General features: G+C 43.1%; 15 protein-coding genes and 1 pseudogene. 8 read left to right on the top strand and 8 right to left on the bottom strand.

Annotated elements, in window-relative coordinates; genetic code table 11:
* Positions 1–42 precede the first annotated feature (42 nt).
* Positions 43–453: a nuclear transport factor 2 family protein gene (locus tag E2K52_RS01430; protein ID WP_151203225.1), complete on the top strand. Its 411-nt coding sequence runs from the start codon at positions 43–45 to the stop codon at positions 451–453.
* A gap of 69 nt (positions 454–522) precedes the next feature.
* Positions 523–1623, top strand: coding sequence for a YheT family hydrolase (locus E2K52_RS01425; protein WP_151203224.1), 1101 nt, complete (start codon positions 523–525; stop codon positions 1621–1623).
* A 60-nt stretch (positions 1624–1683) separates the two neighbouring features.
* Here the strand turns inward: E2K52_RS01425 and E2K52_RS01420 are convergent, their stop codons facing one another.
* A complete protein-coding gene (locus E2K52_RS01420) occupies positions 1684–2121 on the bottom strand; it encodes a hypothetical protein (protein WP_201798507.1) in 438 nt (145 codons plus the stop codon).
* A 226-nt stretch (positions 2122–2347) separates the two neighbouring features.
* Here E2K52_RS01420 and E2K52_RS01415 point away from each other — a divergent pair, with 226 nt between their 5' ends.
* The 6 genes from E2K52_RS01415 (at position 2348) to rodA (ending at position 8567) form a co-directional block, all read left to right on the top strand.
* Positions 2348–3988, top strand: coding sequence for a CTP synthase (locus E2K52_RS01415; protein ID WP_151203222.1), 1641 nt, complete (start codon positions 2348–2350; stop codon positions 3986–3988).
* A gap of 31 nt (positions 3989–4019) precedes the next feature.
* Complete coding sequence (gene kdsA / locus E2K52_RS01410; protein WP_151203221.1) at positions 4020–4877, top strand: 3-deoxy-8-phosphooctulonate synthase; 858 nt, start codon at positions 4020–4022, stop codon at positions 4875–4877.
* A gap of 60 nt (positions 4878–4937) precedes the next feature.
* Positions 4938–6227, top strand: a complete 1290-nt coding sequence (eno, locus tag E2K52_RS01405) for a phosphopyruvate hydratase (protein ID WP_151203220.1) — start codon at positions 4938–4940, stop codon at positions 6225–6227.
* A 17-nt stretch (positions 6228–6244) separates the two neighbouring features.
* Positions 6245–6628 carry a septum formation initiator family protein gene (locus E2K52_RS01400; RefSeq protein ID WP_151203219.1) on the top strand — a complete coding sequence of 128 codons (384 nt, stop codon included), beginning with the start codon at positions 6245–6247 and terminating at the stop codon, positions 6626–6628.
* On the top strand, positions 6600–7310 hold the full coding sequence (gene ispD / locus E2K52_RS01395) for a 2-C-methyl-D-erythritol 4-phosphate cytidylyltransferase (RefSeq protein ID WP_151203218.1): 711 nt from the start codon (positions 6600–6602) through the stop codon (positions 7308–7310). Before E2K52_RS01400 ends, ispD begins: the two co-directional genes overlap by 29 nt.
* Positions 7311–7427: 117 nt before the next feature.
* The gene (gene rodA / locus E2K52_RS01390) at positions 7428–8567 is read left to right on the top strand and encodes a rod shape-determining protein RodA (protein WP_151203217.1); all 1140 of its coding nucleotides are present in this window, start codon (positions 7428–7430) and stop codon (positions 8565–8567) included.
* 95 nt (positions 8568–8662) lie between these two features.
* Here the strand turns inward: rodA and E2K52_RS01385 are convergent, their stop codons facing one another.
* The 7 genes and pseudogenes from E2K52_RS01385 to E2K52_RS01355 all read right to left on the bottom strand — a co-directional run.
* Positions 8663–8962, bottom strand: coding sequence for a cyd operon YbgE family protein (locus E2K52_RS01385; RefSeq protein ID WP_151203216.1), 300 nt, complete (start codon positions 8960–8962; stop codon positions 8663–8665).
* A 3-nt stretch (positions 8963–8965) separates the two neighbouring features.
* The gene (gene cydX / locus E2K52_RS01380; protein ID WP_002120988.1) at positions 8966–9067 is read right to left on the bottom strand and encodes a cytochrome bd-I oxidase subunit CydX; all 102 of its coding nucleotides are present in this window, start codon (positions 9065–9067) and stop codon (positions 8966–8968) included.
* 25 nt (positions 9068–9092) lie between these two features.
* Positions 9093–10238 (bottom strand): cytochrome d ubiquinol oxidase subunit II, encoded by a 1146-nt coding sequence (cydB, locus tag E2K52_RS01375; protein ID WP_151203215.1) that lies wholly within the window; start codon positions 10236–10238, stop codon positions 9093–9095.
* Positions 10235–11821 carry a cytochrome ubiquinol oxidase subunit I gene (locus E2K52_RS01370; RefSeq protein WP_151203214.1) on the bottom strand — a complete coding sequence of 529 codons (1587 nt, stop codon included), beginning with the start codon at positions 11819–11821 and terminating at the stop codon, positions 10235–10237. Before E2K52_RS01370 ends, cydB begins: the two co-directional genes overlap by 4 nt.
* The gene (gene cydP / locus E2K52_RS01365; protein WP_151203213.1) at positions 11821–12012 is read right to left on the bottom strand and encodes a cytochrome oxidase putative small subunit CydP; all 192 of its coding nucleotides are present in this window, start codon (positions 12010–12012) and stop codon (positions 11821–11823) included. The genes E2K52_RS01370 and cydP overlap by 1 nt, the downstream gene beginning before the upstream one ends.
* 489 nt (positions 12013–12501) lie before the next feature.
* Complete coding sequence (locus tag E2K52_RS01360; protein WP_151203212.1) at positions 12502–13560, bottom strand: porin; 1059 nt, start codon at positions 13558–13560, stop codon at positions 12502–12504.
* 618 nt (positions 13561–14178) lie between these two features.
* Positions 14179–14283, bottom strand: a pseudogene (locus E2K52_RS01355) (IS982 family transposase); the annotation flags it as partial.

The raw sequence follows: 14283 nt of genomic DNA, 5'->3' as shown, positions 1-14283 counted from the left end.
TAGAGGAAGCCTAATTTTTCAATAACAAAAAAGGAAGCCAAAATGGGCACCGAATATATAAAAAAATCTATTACGCGTTGGCATGAAATGTTAGAAAGCCGCGATATGTCAATCTTGAATGAACTGCTTGCAGAGGAGGTGGTATTTCGCTCACCTGTGGCATTTACACCTTATTCCGGCAAGCAGGTGGTGTTTTTTATTTTGACCAACGTCATACAGGTCTTTGAAAACTTTCGCTATCATCGAGAGTTTCTCAGTGAGGATGGTAACAATGTTGTACTTGAGTTTTCAGCCAATGTCGGCGATAAAAAACTTAAAGGAATCGACATGATTCAGTTCAATGATGAAGGGAAGATTATTGATTTTGAAGTGATGATCCGACCAAAATCTGGACTTGAAGCTTTAGCCTTAGAGATGGGCCAGCGGATTCTGGCTTTTCAGGCTAATACTTAATTTCTGGCATTGACTCAAGTCGACATAAAGTTTGTAGCAACTGATAGTAAAACTAGAAGGGGAAGACAGATGAAAATGTTGCTTAAAAAACTGGGCCAGCTTTCAAGTGAATATTTGGATCGTTTTAGCGGCGCAGATCTTCCTACCTTGTATTATAACCCCAATGGGGTGTTCTCGGGTGTTGTTGAACGCTTACCCTTATTGAAACAAAAATACCGTCCGACACCCTGGTTATCCAATGCACATGCGCATATTTTATATTTAGACCTGATTAAAAAACGAACTATCAAGCTGCAATATGATGTGCTTGAGCAGTTGACCATGTCAGATGGTGGCATTACGGGCATTGCCTGGTATGGACTCAAATTGCCGCCAACAACGCCCACTATTGTTCTGCTCCACACCATTACAGGCTCTCCTGAGTCCATGCGGGAGCTGGTACGTGACCTGCATCAATATACCGGCTGGCGCGTGGCGCTGTGTTTACGTCGCGGGCATGCGGACTTGCCGATGCCAGTGCCTAAAATGAACCTGTTTGGTTCTACTCAGGATTTACGTGAACAGTTGCTTTATATTCAGGATAAATTTCCGAAATCTGAGCTGTATGGTGTTGGCTCTTCGGCAGGTACCGGCTTATTGGTGCGTTATCTGGGAGAAGAAGGAGAGCAAACGCCACTCAAAGCTGCGTTTGCTCTGTGCCCGGGCTATAACACTGAAACCGGATTTGCGTATGTACATCCGTTTTATAGTAAAGTGATGGCGAAAAAACTGATTAAGCGCTTTATTCAACCTTATCAGGAAATCTGGCAGGTATATCCGACCTGGAAGCAACTGCTTGAGGTAAAAGACCTGTCTGAATTTGAAAAAATGTATTATCGTCTGGCTGGATTTGAGGATTATGAAAGTTATAGCAAAGCCACAAATCCAATTTATGTTTTTGAAAATATTAAAATTCCCTTAATGATTTTGAATGCTGAAGATGATCCGGTCTGTCATATCCAGAATCTGGAACCTTATAAAGAAGTCATTCAGGCAATGCCAAATATTGTGGTGGTCACCACACGTAAAGGCAGTCATTGCGGGTTTTATCAAGGCTTAATGCAGACCGACTCTTGGGCAACCCGTTTAATGGCGGATTATCTGCTGCAATTATCTAAAGCACCCGCCTGATGCTTAAACCATAAAAAAACCCAGTTTTCACTGGGTTTTTTTAAAATCGGTCAATCCCGATTAATTTTCAAGTGCTGGCATTGCCGCAGCAATCGCATCTGCTACCGCATCATCTTCAGACTTGCTGGTCTCTGAGCCAGACTTTGGTGTTGCCACAGGAGCGCGCTCTGGAGCTGGAGCCGGTTCTGCTTGTTTCTCTGCAGGTGCAGCGGGAGCAGGTTCAACAGGCGCAGGCTGTTTGATCTCACGACGGATTTCGGTGGTTGTATTTTCAGTTTCCTCACGGTGAACTTCAACAGCTGGTGGAATTTCTTCAACTGCGGGTTCTTCTACCACAGGCTCAAGTGGTTCAAACTGAGCCGGCTCAGAGGTTGTAACTTCTGATGCTGGAGTAACTTCAACTTGTTCTTCTTCTTTCGGAGCTTCTTTTTTTACACAGGCGGTCAATGTAAGACCTGTCAGGATTGCGGTACAGATTAAAAGTTTCTTCATCATCATTACATCAAACAGAAAAGGGTGGAGAGAATTGCACTATTATAGCAGCAAAATACCAGATAAAAATCATATGAACTTACGGTAATTTTTTATTTGAATTGCTGTTAAAATAATCAATTGTTTATTGTTCTATGAATTGATGCGGATTGACTTTGCTTTATTGGTACAGAGTAAAGTAAAATTGCGCAACATTGCAGGCCGATTTAGGCTCGATTGTACGAGAAACCCAATGACCCATTTTATTTTCGTGACTGGTGGTGTTGTATCATCACTAGGTAAAGGTATTTCAGCTGCTTCTGTTGCTGCACTTTTAGAAGCTCGTGGTTTAAAAGTGACCATGGTAAAAATGGATCCATACATTAATGTCGATCCAGGGACAATGAGCCCATTCCAGCATGGTGAGGTTTTTGTTACAGAAGATGGTGCTGAAACAGATTTAGACTTGGGTTACTACGAACGTTTCTTGCGTCGTGCGAAAATGACCAAACTGAATAACTTCACCTCAGGCCGTGTTTACCAGGATGTTCTGAATAAAGAACGCCGTGGTGATTACTTGGGCGGTACAGTACAAGTTATTCCACACATTACTGACAATATTAAAGAACGTGTCCTTCGCGCAGGCGAGGGTTATGATGTTGCGATCGTAGAGATCGGCGGTACAGTCGGTGACATTGAATCTCTCCCATTCATGGAATCCGTACGTCAGTTAATGGTTGAACTTGGTCACAAGCGTACGATGCTGATGCACTTAACGTTACTCCCATACATTAAGTCTGCAGCTGAACTAAAAACTAAACCAACCCAGCACTCAGTTAAAGAACTTCTGTCCATCGGTATTCAGCCGGATATCCTGATTTGCCGTACAGAACATGATGTCGATGCAGATACCAAACGCAAAATCGCCTTGTTCACCAATGTGGAAGCACGTGCAGTTGTGGTGTGTAAAGACGCCCGTACGATTTATGAAATTCCGCGTACTTTTTATGAACAAGACGTTGATGATTTGATCTGTGAACGTTTTGGCTACACCGATCTTCCAGAGGCAGATCTCACTGACTGGGACAATGTGGTAGAAACTTTACTGAATCCTGAATACGTTGTCCGTGTTGCGATGGTTGGTAAATATGTTGAACTTCCAGATGCTTATAAGTCTGTGAACGAAGCACTGTTACATGCTGGCATTCAAAATCGCGTAAAAGTCCAGATTGACTATGTCAATGCTGAAGAACTGGAAAGTCAGGACGTCAATGTCGTATTGAAAGATACAGATGCAGTTCTGGTTCCAGGTGGTTTTGGTGAGCGCGGTACAGAAGGGAAAATGCAAGCGATTCAGTTCGCACGTGAAAATGGCATTCCATTCTTGGGTATTTGTTTGGGTATGCAACTGGCTGTGATTGAATACGCGCGGAATGTTGCGGGTATTAAAGATGCCACGTCTACGGAATTTAACCGCTCGACTAAATCTCCATTGATTGGCTTGATCACTGAATGGTTGGATGAGCGCGGTGAAGTTCAGCAGCGTAATGCCGATTCTGATCTGGGTGGTACGATGCGACTTGGTGCTCAAAAGTCTGAACTGGTTGCAGGCACAAAGACATGTGAAGTGTATGGTTCGGAAGAAATTATCGAACGTCATCGTCACCGTTATGAAATGAATAACCGTTATATCCCGGTGCTTGAAGAAAAAGGCCTGAAGGTTTCAGGTTATTCTCCGATACAGCGCTTGGTGGAAACTGTTGAAATTCCTGCACATCCTTGGTTTATTGCAGTACAATTCCACCCGGAATTTACAAGTTCACCACGTGATGGTCACCCATTATTTGCTAGCTTTATTGATGCTGCGAAAAAACAGCACCAAAAAAGCCAATAATAATTGCAGGACAGGGCACTAGGAAGTTTAAATGTCATCATTAAAACCACAAGAAATTGTACGTTTAGGCGATATACAAATGGCAAACCATTTGCCATTTGTACTATTCGGCGGAATGAACGTACTTGAGTCAAAAGATTTGGCTTTTGAAATTGCAGAGACTTATGTCGATATCTGTAAACGTCTGGATATTCCTTACGTATTTAAAGCCAGCTTTGACAAAGCCAACCGTTCTAGCCTGAACTCGTTTCGTGGTCCAGGTCTGGAAAAAGGTATCGAGTGGTTAGCGGACATTAAAAAACATTTCAATGTGCCCATTATTACCGACGTACATGAGCCGTATCAGGCTGAGCCAGTGGCGGAAGTTGCTGACATTATCCAGTTGCCTGCATTCTTAAGTCGTCAGACCGATCTGGTTGAAGCGATGGCAAAAACAGATGCCATTATTAATATCAAAAAAGCACAATTCCTGGCACCTCATGAAATGCGTCATATTCTGCATAAGTGTCTGGAGGCCGGGAATGACAAGCTGATTCTGTGTGAGCGTGGTTCAGCATTTGGCTATAACAACCTGGTTGTAGATATGCTGGGCTTTGACATCATGAAGGAAATGAATGTTCCGGTATTCTTCGATGTCACTCATGCGTTGCAAACTCCGGGTGGTCGTGCAGACTCTGCTGGTGGCCGTCGTGCTCAAATTAGTACCTTGGCGCGTGCGGGTATGGCCACTGGCTTGGCGGGCTTATTTCTGGAAGCACATCCAGATCCGGAAAAAGCCAAGTGTGATGGTCCGTGCGCATTGCGTATGTCTCAACTTGAGCCGTTCCTAGCGCAGCTGAAAGAACTGGATACCTTGGTCAAAGGCTTCCAAAAACTAGATACACATTAAATTATAGACTTATTGATGCCATCTAAAGCATCTCGTTATTAATCAACTGAGGAATTGTTCATGAGTCAAATCGTTGACATCCGTGCACGTGAAATTTTGGACTCTCGTGGTAATCCAACCATCGAAGCAGACGTAATCTTAGCATCTGGCGTAGTTGGCCGTGCATGTGCACCTTCTGGTGCTTCAACTGGTTCTCGTGAAGCTTTAGAACTTCGTGATGGCGACAAAGCACGTTATTTGGGCAAAGGTGTTAAAACTGCGGTTAATAATGTCAACACCGTAATCCGTGATGCTTTGGTTGGTAAATCAGTATTCGAGCAAAAAGATATCGATAACACGATGATTGCGCTTGATGGTACTGAAAACAAAGAAAAATTAGGTGCTAACGCGACACTTGCCGTTTCTCTTGCTGCTGCGCGTGCTGCTGCCGATGAAAAGAAAATTCCTCTTTTCCAATATATCGCGGATTTACGTGGTCAAACCACTTTAACCATGCCTGTACCAATGATGAACATCATCAATGGTGGTTCTCATGCGGATAATAACGTTGATATTCAAGAGTTTATGATTGAGCCTGTAGGCTTCACTTCATTCTCTGAAGCATTACGTGCAGGTGCTGAAATCTTCCATTCCCTCAAATCAGTATTAAACAAAAAAGGTTTAAACACTGCTGTAGGTGATGAGGGTGGTTTTGCGCCGAACTTACGTTCTAACGAAGAAGCAATCACTGTGATTCTTGAAGCAATTGGTCAAACTGGCTATAAAGCAGGTTCTGACATTATGCTTGCGCTAGACTGTGCATCTTCAGAATTCTACAAAAATGGTCAGTACATTCTTGCAGGTGAAGGCAATAAAGCATTTACCAGCAATCAATTCTCTGACTATTTAGCAGGTCTTGTCAACCAATACCCAATCATCTCAATTGAAGATGGTCTGGATGAATCGGACTGGGAAGGCTGGTCTTACCTGACTTCTATTCTGGGTGACAAAATTCAATTGGTCGGTGATGACTTGTTTGTGACCAACCCTAAAATCTTGCAACGTGGTATCAATGAAAAAGTGGGTAACTCAATTCTGATTAAATATAACCAGATTGGTACCTTGACTGAAACTTTAGATGCGATCTATCTTGCAAAAGAAAATGGTTACACAACGGTAATTTCACACCGTTCGGGTGAAACTGAAGACTCAACCATTGCGGATCTAGCGGTGGGTACAGCAGCAGGTCAAATCAAGACCGGTTCACTTTGCCGCTCTGACCGTGTAGCGAAGTATAACCAATTGCTTCGTATTGAAGAATTGACAAATGCTGCGTACCGCGGTAAAGCTGAGTTCAAAGGTTTGAACTAAGCGATTGAATGCTATTTATGTTAAATGTATTCGACTCTACGATGAGTAAAATATTATTGGGCCTTGCGATCATTTTGATCGCAGGGTTTCAGTATTTATACTGGTTTGGTGAGGGTGGTTATAAAGATCACCAGCAGCTTACTCAAAAAATCCAGCAACAAATGGAATTGAATGAAGACCTGAAAGAACGTAATCGTGTTCTTGCAGCAGAAGTGTATGATTTGAAGAATGGTATTGAAGCCATCGAGGAACATGCACGACTAGATTTGGGCTTGATCAAGCCGCATGAAACATTTATACAAATGAGTACGATCAGTACTCAATATCAACCGATTTATTTACATCCAAATACTAAGGTAGACCTGAAAACCAATGAGTCAGCTGATACAGTCACACCATAAATTGTGGGTTATTCTTCCAGCTGCAGGTTCAGGTAGCCGTTTTTCCAAAACAGAACTGAAACAATATCAAATGATTCACGGGCAGACGGTGCTTGAGCATACGGTCGCGCGTCTGAACCATTTACCATTGGCTGGCTATGTACTGGCGATTGGCACCAATGATGATGTGGCCAAAACGTTGCCACTGGCCCATCGGGACAGAGCCCACTTTTGTCTGGGGGGTGCCGAGCGGGTGCATTCGGTGCTTAATGCACTGGATTATTTATCTGCTATTGCCTCTGAGCATGATTGGGTCTTGGTGCATGATGCAGCACGCCCATGTGTCAGCCTGGGGTCTCTGGAAACGCTGGTTCATACCGCTATAGAAAAAGATCAGGCGGCCATTCTGGCCATTCCAGTAAGGGATACTCTAAAACGTGTGGCCAAAGATCAGGCGATTGAACATACCGTTGACCGTTTTATGCTGTGGCAGGCACAGACCCCGCAAATGGCCAGACTGGGCAGCTTAAAGCGAGCCATTCAGCAGACTTTGAAAGATGGTGCTGCTATTACAGATGAAGCCAGTGCGCTGGAGCATGTAGGTGAGCCAGTATGTGTGGTGCAAGGGCGCTCAGATAATCTCAAAATTACCTATCCAGATGATCTGGAGCTGGCTAAACTGATTTTGGCGGCACAAAGCTAAAATACTCTGTCATTAAAATATATTCTCAGAAAAGCTGAATAATTCCGGTTATGAGGCTTTATTCTGGGCTGCTTTAACTTATAATTTTGCCATCCTTTATTTTCTGTTTTTAGGCCAATGATACCTTCCCAGCAGTATCGGTTTTTGCGTCATGCTTTACGCGATGGACGCAGCATAAATAAGCACAATTCCTCTCGATGGGCAAAACTGCATCTTGATCCCTGGTTGCTGAGCTTCCTGGTCTTAAATGCCATTTTGGGTTTGATGGTGGTGTATAGCGCGACCGCCCAAGATTCAGGAATGGTGGTACGTCAGGCGATCAGTTTCGGGATTGGTTTTGTGCTGCTCTTTATTTGTGCGCAGATTCCTCCAAAAGTCTATCAGGCGGCCAGTCCCTATTTTTATGTCTTTGGGATTTTTATGCTATTGCTGGTTTTGGTGATTGGTGAAAAACGTTTAGGGGCAACACGTTGGATTAGCTTACCTGGTGTTGGCAGTATGCAGCCCAGTGAGCTGATGAAATTTGCCATGCCTTTGATGATGGCCTGGTACTTCTCTTTGCGGCCGTTCCCACCGAAACTGGTACATATCATCGGTGCCTTGATTTTGCTGATGATTCCGTTTGTGCTGGTGGCATTGCAGCCGGATTTAAACATCGGGCTGATTATTCCGGGCATTTTTGTGCTGTTTTTAAGTGGGATATCCTGGCGCTTGATTTTTGCGGCATTCGCTGCATTGGCGGTCGTAGCGCCATTACTGTGGATGTTCTTTTTACAGGAATATCAAAAGAAACGTGTGCTGACTTTATTTGATCCAGAATCTGATGCACTGGGCGCGGGCTGGAATATTATCCAGTCCAAAATTGCCATCGGGTCTGGAGGGATGACCGGCAAGGGTTATTCTGAAGGCACACAGTCACACTTGGGTTATCTGCCGGAACATCACACCGATTTCATCATGTCGACTTATGCCGAGGAATTTGGTTTTATTGGGGTATTTTTATTATTTAGTCTCTTTAGCGCTATTATTATTCGCTGTTTGATGATCGGTCTGCAAAGTTTTCATAATTTTGGCCGGCTTTATGCGGGTGCAACAGGGCTGACTTTTTTCTTTTTTGTATTTTTAAACTCGGGCATGGTCAGCGGAATCTTACCTGTAACGGGTGACCCTCTACCGCTCATGAGTTATGGCGGAACCGCTGTAATTTCTTTGCTGGCCGGGATGGGTATTGTCATGTCGATTCATACCCATCGTTAACTGTTAAAATTAGACAGCAAGCAGCTTTAAGCGCGTGTAGAACTCTAAAAAGAGAAAAGCCCTCAATTGAGGGCTTTGTATTTGCAGTTAAACATTTAACTCAGGAACCAGGTGTAATAACCCCAGATCATTAAAGGCCAGGCCAGAAACGGGCTAAATAGCCATTTCCAGAACCAGTGGCGGGGCATAAAACCCACACCATGAACAAAGCCGCCTGAAATGCCAATCATGATGTACATCATGGCACTGTGGCTATATTCACCATTGGCATCCAGCATTGCTGCAGGATGCACCAGTAGGACCGCTGCGAGAGGAAAGGCCAATAGGCAGGAAATCATCATCGCAAACTTGTTCGGTTTCTTGTCTACCTGATTTTCTATCGCAGTTTGAGTCATGTTTTATTCCTCATCCAGATCTTGATGATGTTCGATATAAAGTGCACTGAGTACACCAGCGAAACATGCCATCAAAATACCGAGAATCCATGCAAAGTACCACATAATTTCGTCTCCTTAAGACACAGCCTTAGTACAGGCTGTGTGAATTCTCTTGAATATGTTTGCTGGTTACCACGCCCCACATCTTGTAATAACACCAGGTGGTGTAAAGCAGGATCAATGGAACGAAGATACATGCTGCCACAGTCATGACAGTTAAGGTATTTTGACTGGAAACAGCATCCCACATGGTCAGGCTGACCATCGGATTAATGCTCGAAGGCATCAGGAATGGGAATAAGGCAAAACCGGCAGTCAAGATTGCACCTATTACGGCTAGACTTGAGCCCAGAAAGCTTAAACCTGCTTTATTTTTACCTGCTGCAAGCACGATGATCAGACCACCCAGAATGCCGGCAATTGGAGCAGCCATGGTGATTGGATAGGTTGAGTAGTTGTTCATCCAGCCAGGGTTGGCATTGGTAAGAACTTCTTTGGCAAGGGGGTTGGCAACACCGTTAGTATCAAATGGTTCAACCAGTGTATAGCCCTGAATGTCGCCGAAGTATAACCACGCACCTGCACCCAGGAAGCATATTAAGAATACGACCCCCATAATTTGAGTGGCTTTGGCAGAGCGAGTACGCAAATCGCCATCGGTACGTAGCATTAACCAGGCACCCCCATGGGCACATAGCATGGATAAGCTGACCAGACCACACACCAACGCAAATGGGTTCAACAGGGCAAAGAAACTGCCAGTGTAGGTTGAACGTACAGTTTCATCCAAGGTGAATGGTACACCTAGGAACATGTTGCCGAAAGCCACACCAAATACCAATGCTGGTACTGCGCCGCCGATGGCCAGACCCCAGTCCCAAGAAGTACGCCATTTGGTATTCTCTAGTTTGGAGCGATAGTCAAAACCGACAGGACGCAGGAACAGGGCAAACAGCACCAGAAGGAGCGCCCAGTACATGCCTGAGAAGGCAGTAGCATAGACCATTGGCCAAGCTGCAAATAGTGCACCACCTGCGGTGATGAACCAGACCTGGTTACCGTCCCAGTGCGGAGCAATCGTATTAATGGCCGCACGGCGTTCATCATCGTTTTTACCCACGAATGGCATGATCGCCATCGAACCCATATCGAAACCATCCGTCAGGGCGAAGCCGATCAATAACACACCGACTAGAACCCACCAGATAATTTTCAGTAATTCATATTCGATCATGCTTGAGTCTCCTCATTTGACTTTTTTGCTGCTTCAAGTTTCTCGAAATGATATTTACCTGTATGCAAAGAACTTGGACCAAGACGGGAGAATTTGATCATCAGGTACATTTCAATAATCAGCAGTACAGTGTAGAACGCAGCCAGAGCTAGGATAGAACCCCATACATCGCCTGTACTTAAGCTGGAGGTTGACAGGTGGGTAGGGAGAACTTCACCAATCGTCCAAGGCTGACGACCAACTTCTGCCACGTACCAGCCAGTTTGGGCGGCAATCCATGGGAGTGGTAGTGCAAATAAAGCGAACTTCAATAACCAAGGTTTATTTTCAGCATTACGTTTTGCTACAGCAAAAGTGGCCAGTGCAAACAGAATCAGCATGAGGAAGCCAGAACCGACCATGGCACGGAATGCCCAGAACAGGCTTGGTACATGTGGAATCGTATCTTTGGCAGCAGCCTTGATTTGCTCATCAGAAGCATCTACGACATTCGGGGTGTATTTCTTCAGAAGCAGACCATAGCCCAAGTCTTTTTTAGACTCGGCAAATGCAGCTTTTAATTCTGGAGACTGGTCACCCGCACGTAATTTTTCAAGCTGTGAATAAGCTACCATACCATTACGGATACGCTCTTCATGCTGTACCAGCAGGTCTTTAATACCGGTCACCTGTTCAGTGGTTGAGCGTGTTGCAATCAGGCCCATGACATACGGGATTTTTACCGCATAATCGGTAGTCATGGTTTCTTTGTTTGGAATACCAAACAGGGTAAATGCGGCAGGCGCAGGGTGGGTATCCCATTCTGCTTCAATCGCTGCAAGTTTGGTTTTTTGCACATCACCCAGTTCATAACCCGATTCATCCCCCAGTAAGATTACTGAAAGCGTAGAGGCCAGGCCGAAAATAGCTGCAATGGCAAAAGAACGGCGTGCAAATGGCAGGTCGCGTTTTTTCAGCATGTAATAACTTGAAATCGCGAGGACAAAGATTGCCCCGGTTACATAACCTGCGGAAACAGTATGGACAAATTTAACCTGAGCGACCGGGTTAAAAATCAGTGCGCTAAAATCAATCAGCTCCATACGCATGGTTTCGTAATTGAATGTAGAACCGACCGGGTTTTGCATCCATCCATTGGCCACCAGAATCCACAAGGCTGACATATTCGAGCCTAAGGCAACCAGCCAGGTGACGCATAAGTGCTGGATTTTGGAAAGTCGATCCCAGCCAAAGAAGAATAAACCGATAAAGGTTGATTCGAGGAAGAATGCCATTAGTCCTTCAATGGCCAGTGGAGCACCAAAAATATCACCTACATAGTGCGAATAGTAAGCCCAGTTGGTCCCGAACTGGAACTCCATTGTCAGACCGGTGGTTACCCCTAGGGCAAAGTTAATACCAAACAGTTTTCCCCAAAATTTAGTCATGTCCTTATAGATTTCTTTGCCAGAAATCACATATGTGGTTTCCATGATGGCAAGAAGAAAAGCCAAGCCTAAGGTAAGTGGAACAAAAATAAAGTGATACATCGCGGTCATAGCGAACTGGAACCGCGAAAGATCGACCACGCTTTCAGATATCATCAACGTGTCTCCTTGATTTGGGAAGGATTGCCGGCAATACGCTCGGCGACTTGATTGTCAAAATCTTTGGGAATAGTAGGTGCATCAAACCAGATATTTTTAATTATCATTAATAAAATAATTTTGATAATTAAAATAAAAGAAAGCTCTCTTACTGTTTTCTGGTTGAGATTTTTAGGAACTAAGCTCATGCGCACAAGCCCGTTATAAAACTTAAGGTATATTATTAATACATTGTAAGTGAAAAATAAATAGTCCAAACAGTTTTAATAAATATATGTTTTACAAGTTATTGTTTTTTAATGTAATATAAAAACAGTGGATTGCACGGTATTCTAAATTTTTTTGATTATTTTGTGTAATTTAAGCTATTTTTTAAACCCGACTAAAATGCTTATATTTATTTTTTTAAAGTATATTATTTTACTTGGTTTAGAGTTTCTTAAATAATGAGTTAAAGCAGATTAAAATGCTTGGTTTTGTATTTATAAAATAATATGAAATTTTGCCAGAATTTTATGAATTTTCAGTATATTCATTGGTTTAGCTGATAAAAAACCTTTTATTGCGCTATTGGCATCAGTCGGGTGCAGTCTTGAGCGAAAAGAGCTTTAAAGCGCATGTTCACAAATAAAAAAAACACGCCTAAGCGTGTTTTTCGAATAACTTTATAGAAGGGCTTAGAAGTCGTAACGGAAGCCCAAAGATAAGCCAGTTGCATCTTTACCTTTTACACCGCCAATGTTATTGGTGCGAGCTTGAGACCAAGGCGTCAGACTTGAGTTATCATCATTTAGTACTGTTGCCAGGTTAGCGTAAATACGTACCGTTTTGTCCAGGCGGTGTTCAACACCCAAGGCTAATAAAGTGGCATTTGCATCATCAGCATCTACATCACGGTGGAACACTTGACCGCGTACAGAAGTTTTTGGCGCAATTTTATAGTCTGCTGCTACACCCAGTACTTGTGCATCTGCATATTTATCCGCGGTACCTTCTAGATCATGGGTGAGGTATTGATAAAGTGCGCCCAAGTTAAATTCAGGTGTAATTTTATAAGCAGCAGCTACACGGAAGCCATCACGTTCGCCTTTGCTAGCATCTTCTTCATAATGCTCATAAGCAGCAGCGAAATCTACCGGACCTTCTTTATAAGTCAAAGCCAGATCATAAGCTTTGTCTTTATTCTTGCCATCTTTTTCGGTATCTGGGCTGTTCGCTTCATGCAGGGAAAGTGCGCCCAGTACATTGAAACCACCACCAAGTTTTGGGGATTTATATTCAATGGTATTGGCATTACGCTCATCGAAACGAAGTTCACCAGCGCGTGTTAAGTTACGGATGTCACCAACCATGTCACCAAAGAAGTTAACTGGACCACGAGCGACTTTAAATGGACTGTCAAAACGACCTGCACGTACCTGACCAAAATCACCTTTTAAACCGACAAAAGTATCACGTGTAGCAAACTCAACATCGTCGTTAGCTGCACCGCTGGCGAAGTTGATTTCCTGTTCAATTTGACCGAAAACAGTCATGCCATTTTCTAATTTTTGTTCAGCTTTAAAGCCTAAGCGAGAAGAGTTAGAAGAGAGCCCCACTTCATTATAATCTTTGCCGTCATCTAGGTAGTCTAAAGAAACATGTGCACGGCCATACACCTTAACATCAGCAGCGGCTGCCATGATAGGAGTAAAAATAGTTGCCCCAATTGCTAATGCGCAAAGTGTTTTTTTCATATATAGCTCCAATAAGACTTTTTGGTGTCTTAACAAGGTGGTTGTAGTAGCTTTGTTAATTTTTGCTACCGTCCTGTATTGGTGCTAAGTATTCATTACAAATAAGTCAGTATGATTAAGGAAATATTGCAGAAATATGAAAGCCAATCAGCCACTTATTTTTATTGACATATCTTGGAAAAATAATCTCTTTGTTTATTTTAATCTATTAAAAATGAATTGTTTATAAGCAGGTTTTTTGGATGAGACAGGGGTTTTTTATTAAAAGTCCACAAAAGAAACAAAAAAACCTGGTTATGAGATACATTAGTTTGAACTATAGAATTTCATTGAAAGATACATCGTTGATCATTGAGAAACTGTCTTTAATAACGGTTTTTATTCGGCTAGGCATTTATTTTAGAACAAGAAGCTTACATAGTGTCTGATCGGCTGTAACTTTTAGAAGGGGAAGATGGTTAAAGCATTCAAATCTGAGCATTAATCGAATGATCAATACAAATGGAAAAAAGTAAGAAAGTTGCCATTCTTTGCCTGCAGATTCAGAACGGTGCTATTTACATACTGGCAGCCATGATCAACTTTTTATTATCTTTACCTGAATCCTGTTTAAGCCAACTATTCGATTACTCGAATGGTTGGCTTATTTCTGTGGCTCAATTGATATGCGCACAATGAAGCATAAATCCCTCCTAGAAATCCACAAACACTACGTACTCTACT

Origin of the sequence: Acinetobacter sp. RF14B (genome assembly GCF_006864105.1) — a bacterium.
In the GTDB taxonomy this organism is placed as follows: Bacteria; Pseudomonadota; Gammaproteobacteria; order Pseudomonadales; family Moraxellaceae; genus Acinetobacter; species Acinetobacter lwoffii_C.
Note: the sequence above shows the minus strand (reverse complement) of the source record. Positions and strands in the feature narration are given on the sequence as shown.

Excerpts from the sequence above, each read along its gene's own strand:
- kdsA (WP_151203221.1), top strand. The coding sequence starts at position 4,020 with ATGTCATCATTAAAACCACAAGAAATTGTACGTTTAGGCGATATACAA.
- E2K52_RS01385 (WP_151203216.1), bottom strand. The coding sequence starts at position 8,962 with ATGACTCAAACTGCGATAGAAAATCAGGTAGACAAGAAACCGAACAAG.
- E2K52_RS01420 (WP_201798507.1), bottom strand. The coding sequence starts at position 2,121 with ATGATGATGAAGAAACTTTTAATCTGTACCGCAATCCTGACAGGTCTT.
- cydX (WP_002120988.1), bottom strand. The coding sequence starts at position 9,067 with ATGTGGTACTTTGCATGGATTCTCGGTATTTTGATGGCATGTTTCGCT.
- E2K52_RS01400 (WP_151203219.1), top strand. The coding sequence starts at position 6,245 with ATGTTAAATGTATTCGACTCTACGATGAGTAAAATATTATTGGGCCTT.
- eno (WP_151203220.1), top strand. The coding sequence starts at position 4,938 with ATGAGTCAAATCGTTGACATCCGTGCACGTGAAATTTTGGACTCTCGT.
- rodA (WP_151203217.1), top strand. The coding sequence starts at position 7,428 with ATGATACCTTCCCAGCAGTATCGGTTTTTGCGTCATGCTTTACGCGAT.
- E2K52_RS01360 (WP_151203212.1), bottom strand. The coding sequence starts at position 13,560 with ATGAAAAAAACACTTTGCGCATTAGCAATTGGGGCAACTATTTTTACT.
- ispD (WP_151203218.1), top strand. The coding sequence starts at position 6,600 with ATGAGTCAGCTGATACAGTCACACCATAAATTGTGGGTTATTCTTCCA.
- E2K52_RS01415 (WP_151203222.1), top strand. The coding sequence starts at position 2,348 with ATGACCCATTTTATTTTCGTGACTGGTGGTGTTGTATCATCACTAGGT.
- cydB (WP_151203215.1), bottom strand. The coding sequence starts at position 10,238 with ATGATCGAATATGAATTACTGAAAATTATCTGGTGGGTTCTAGTCGGT.
- cydP (WP_151203213.1), bottom strand. The coding sequence starts at position 12,012 with ATGAGCTTAGTTCCTAAAAATCTCAACCAGAAAACAGTAAGAGAGCTT.
- E2K52_RS01370 (WP_151203214.1), bottom strand. The coding sequence starts at position 11,821 with ATGATATCTGAAAGCGTGGTCGATCTTTCGCGGTTCCAGTTCGCTATG.
- E2K52_RS01425 (WP_151203224.1), top strand. The coding sequence starts at position 523 with ATGAAAATGTTGCTTAAAAAACTGGGCCAGCTTTCAAGTGAATATTTG.
- E2K52_RS01430 (WP_151203225.1), top strand. The coding sequence starts at position 43 with ATGGGCACCGAATATATAAAAAAATCTATTACGCGTTGGCATGAAATG.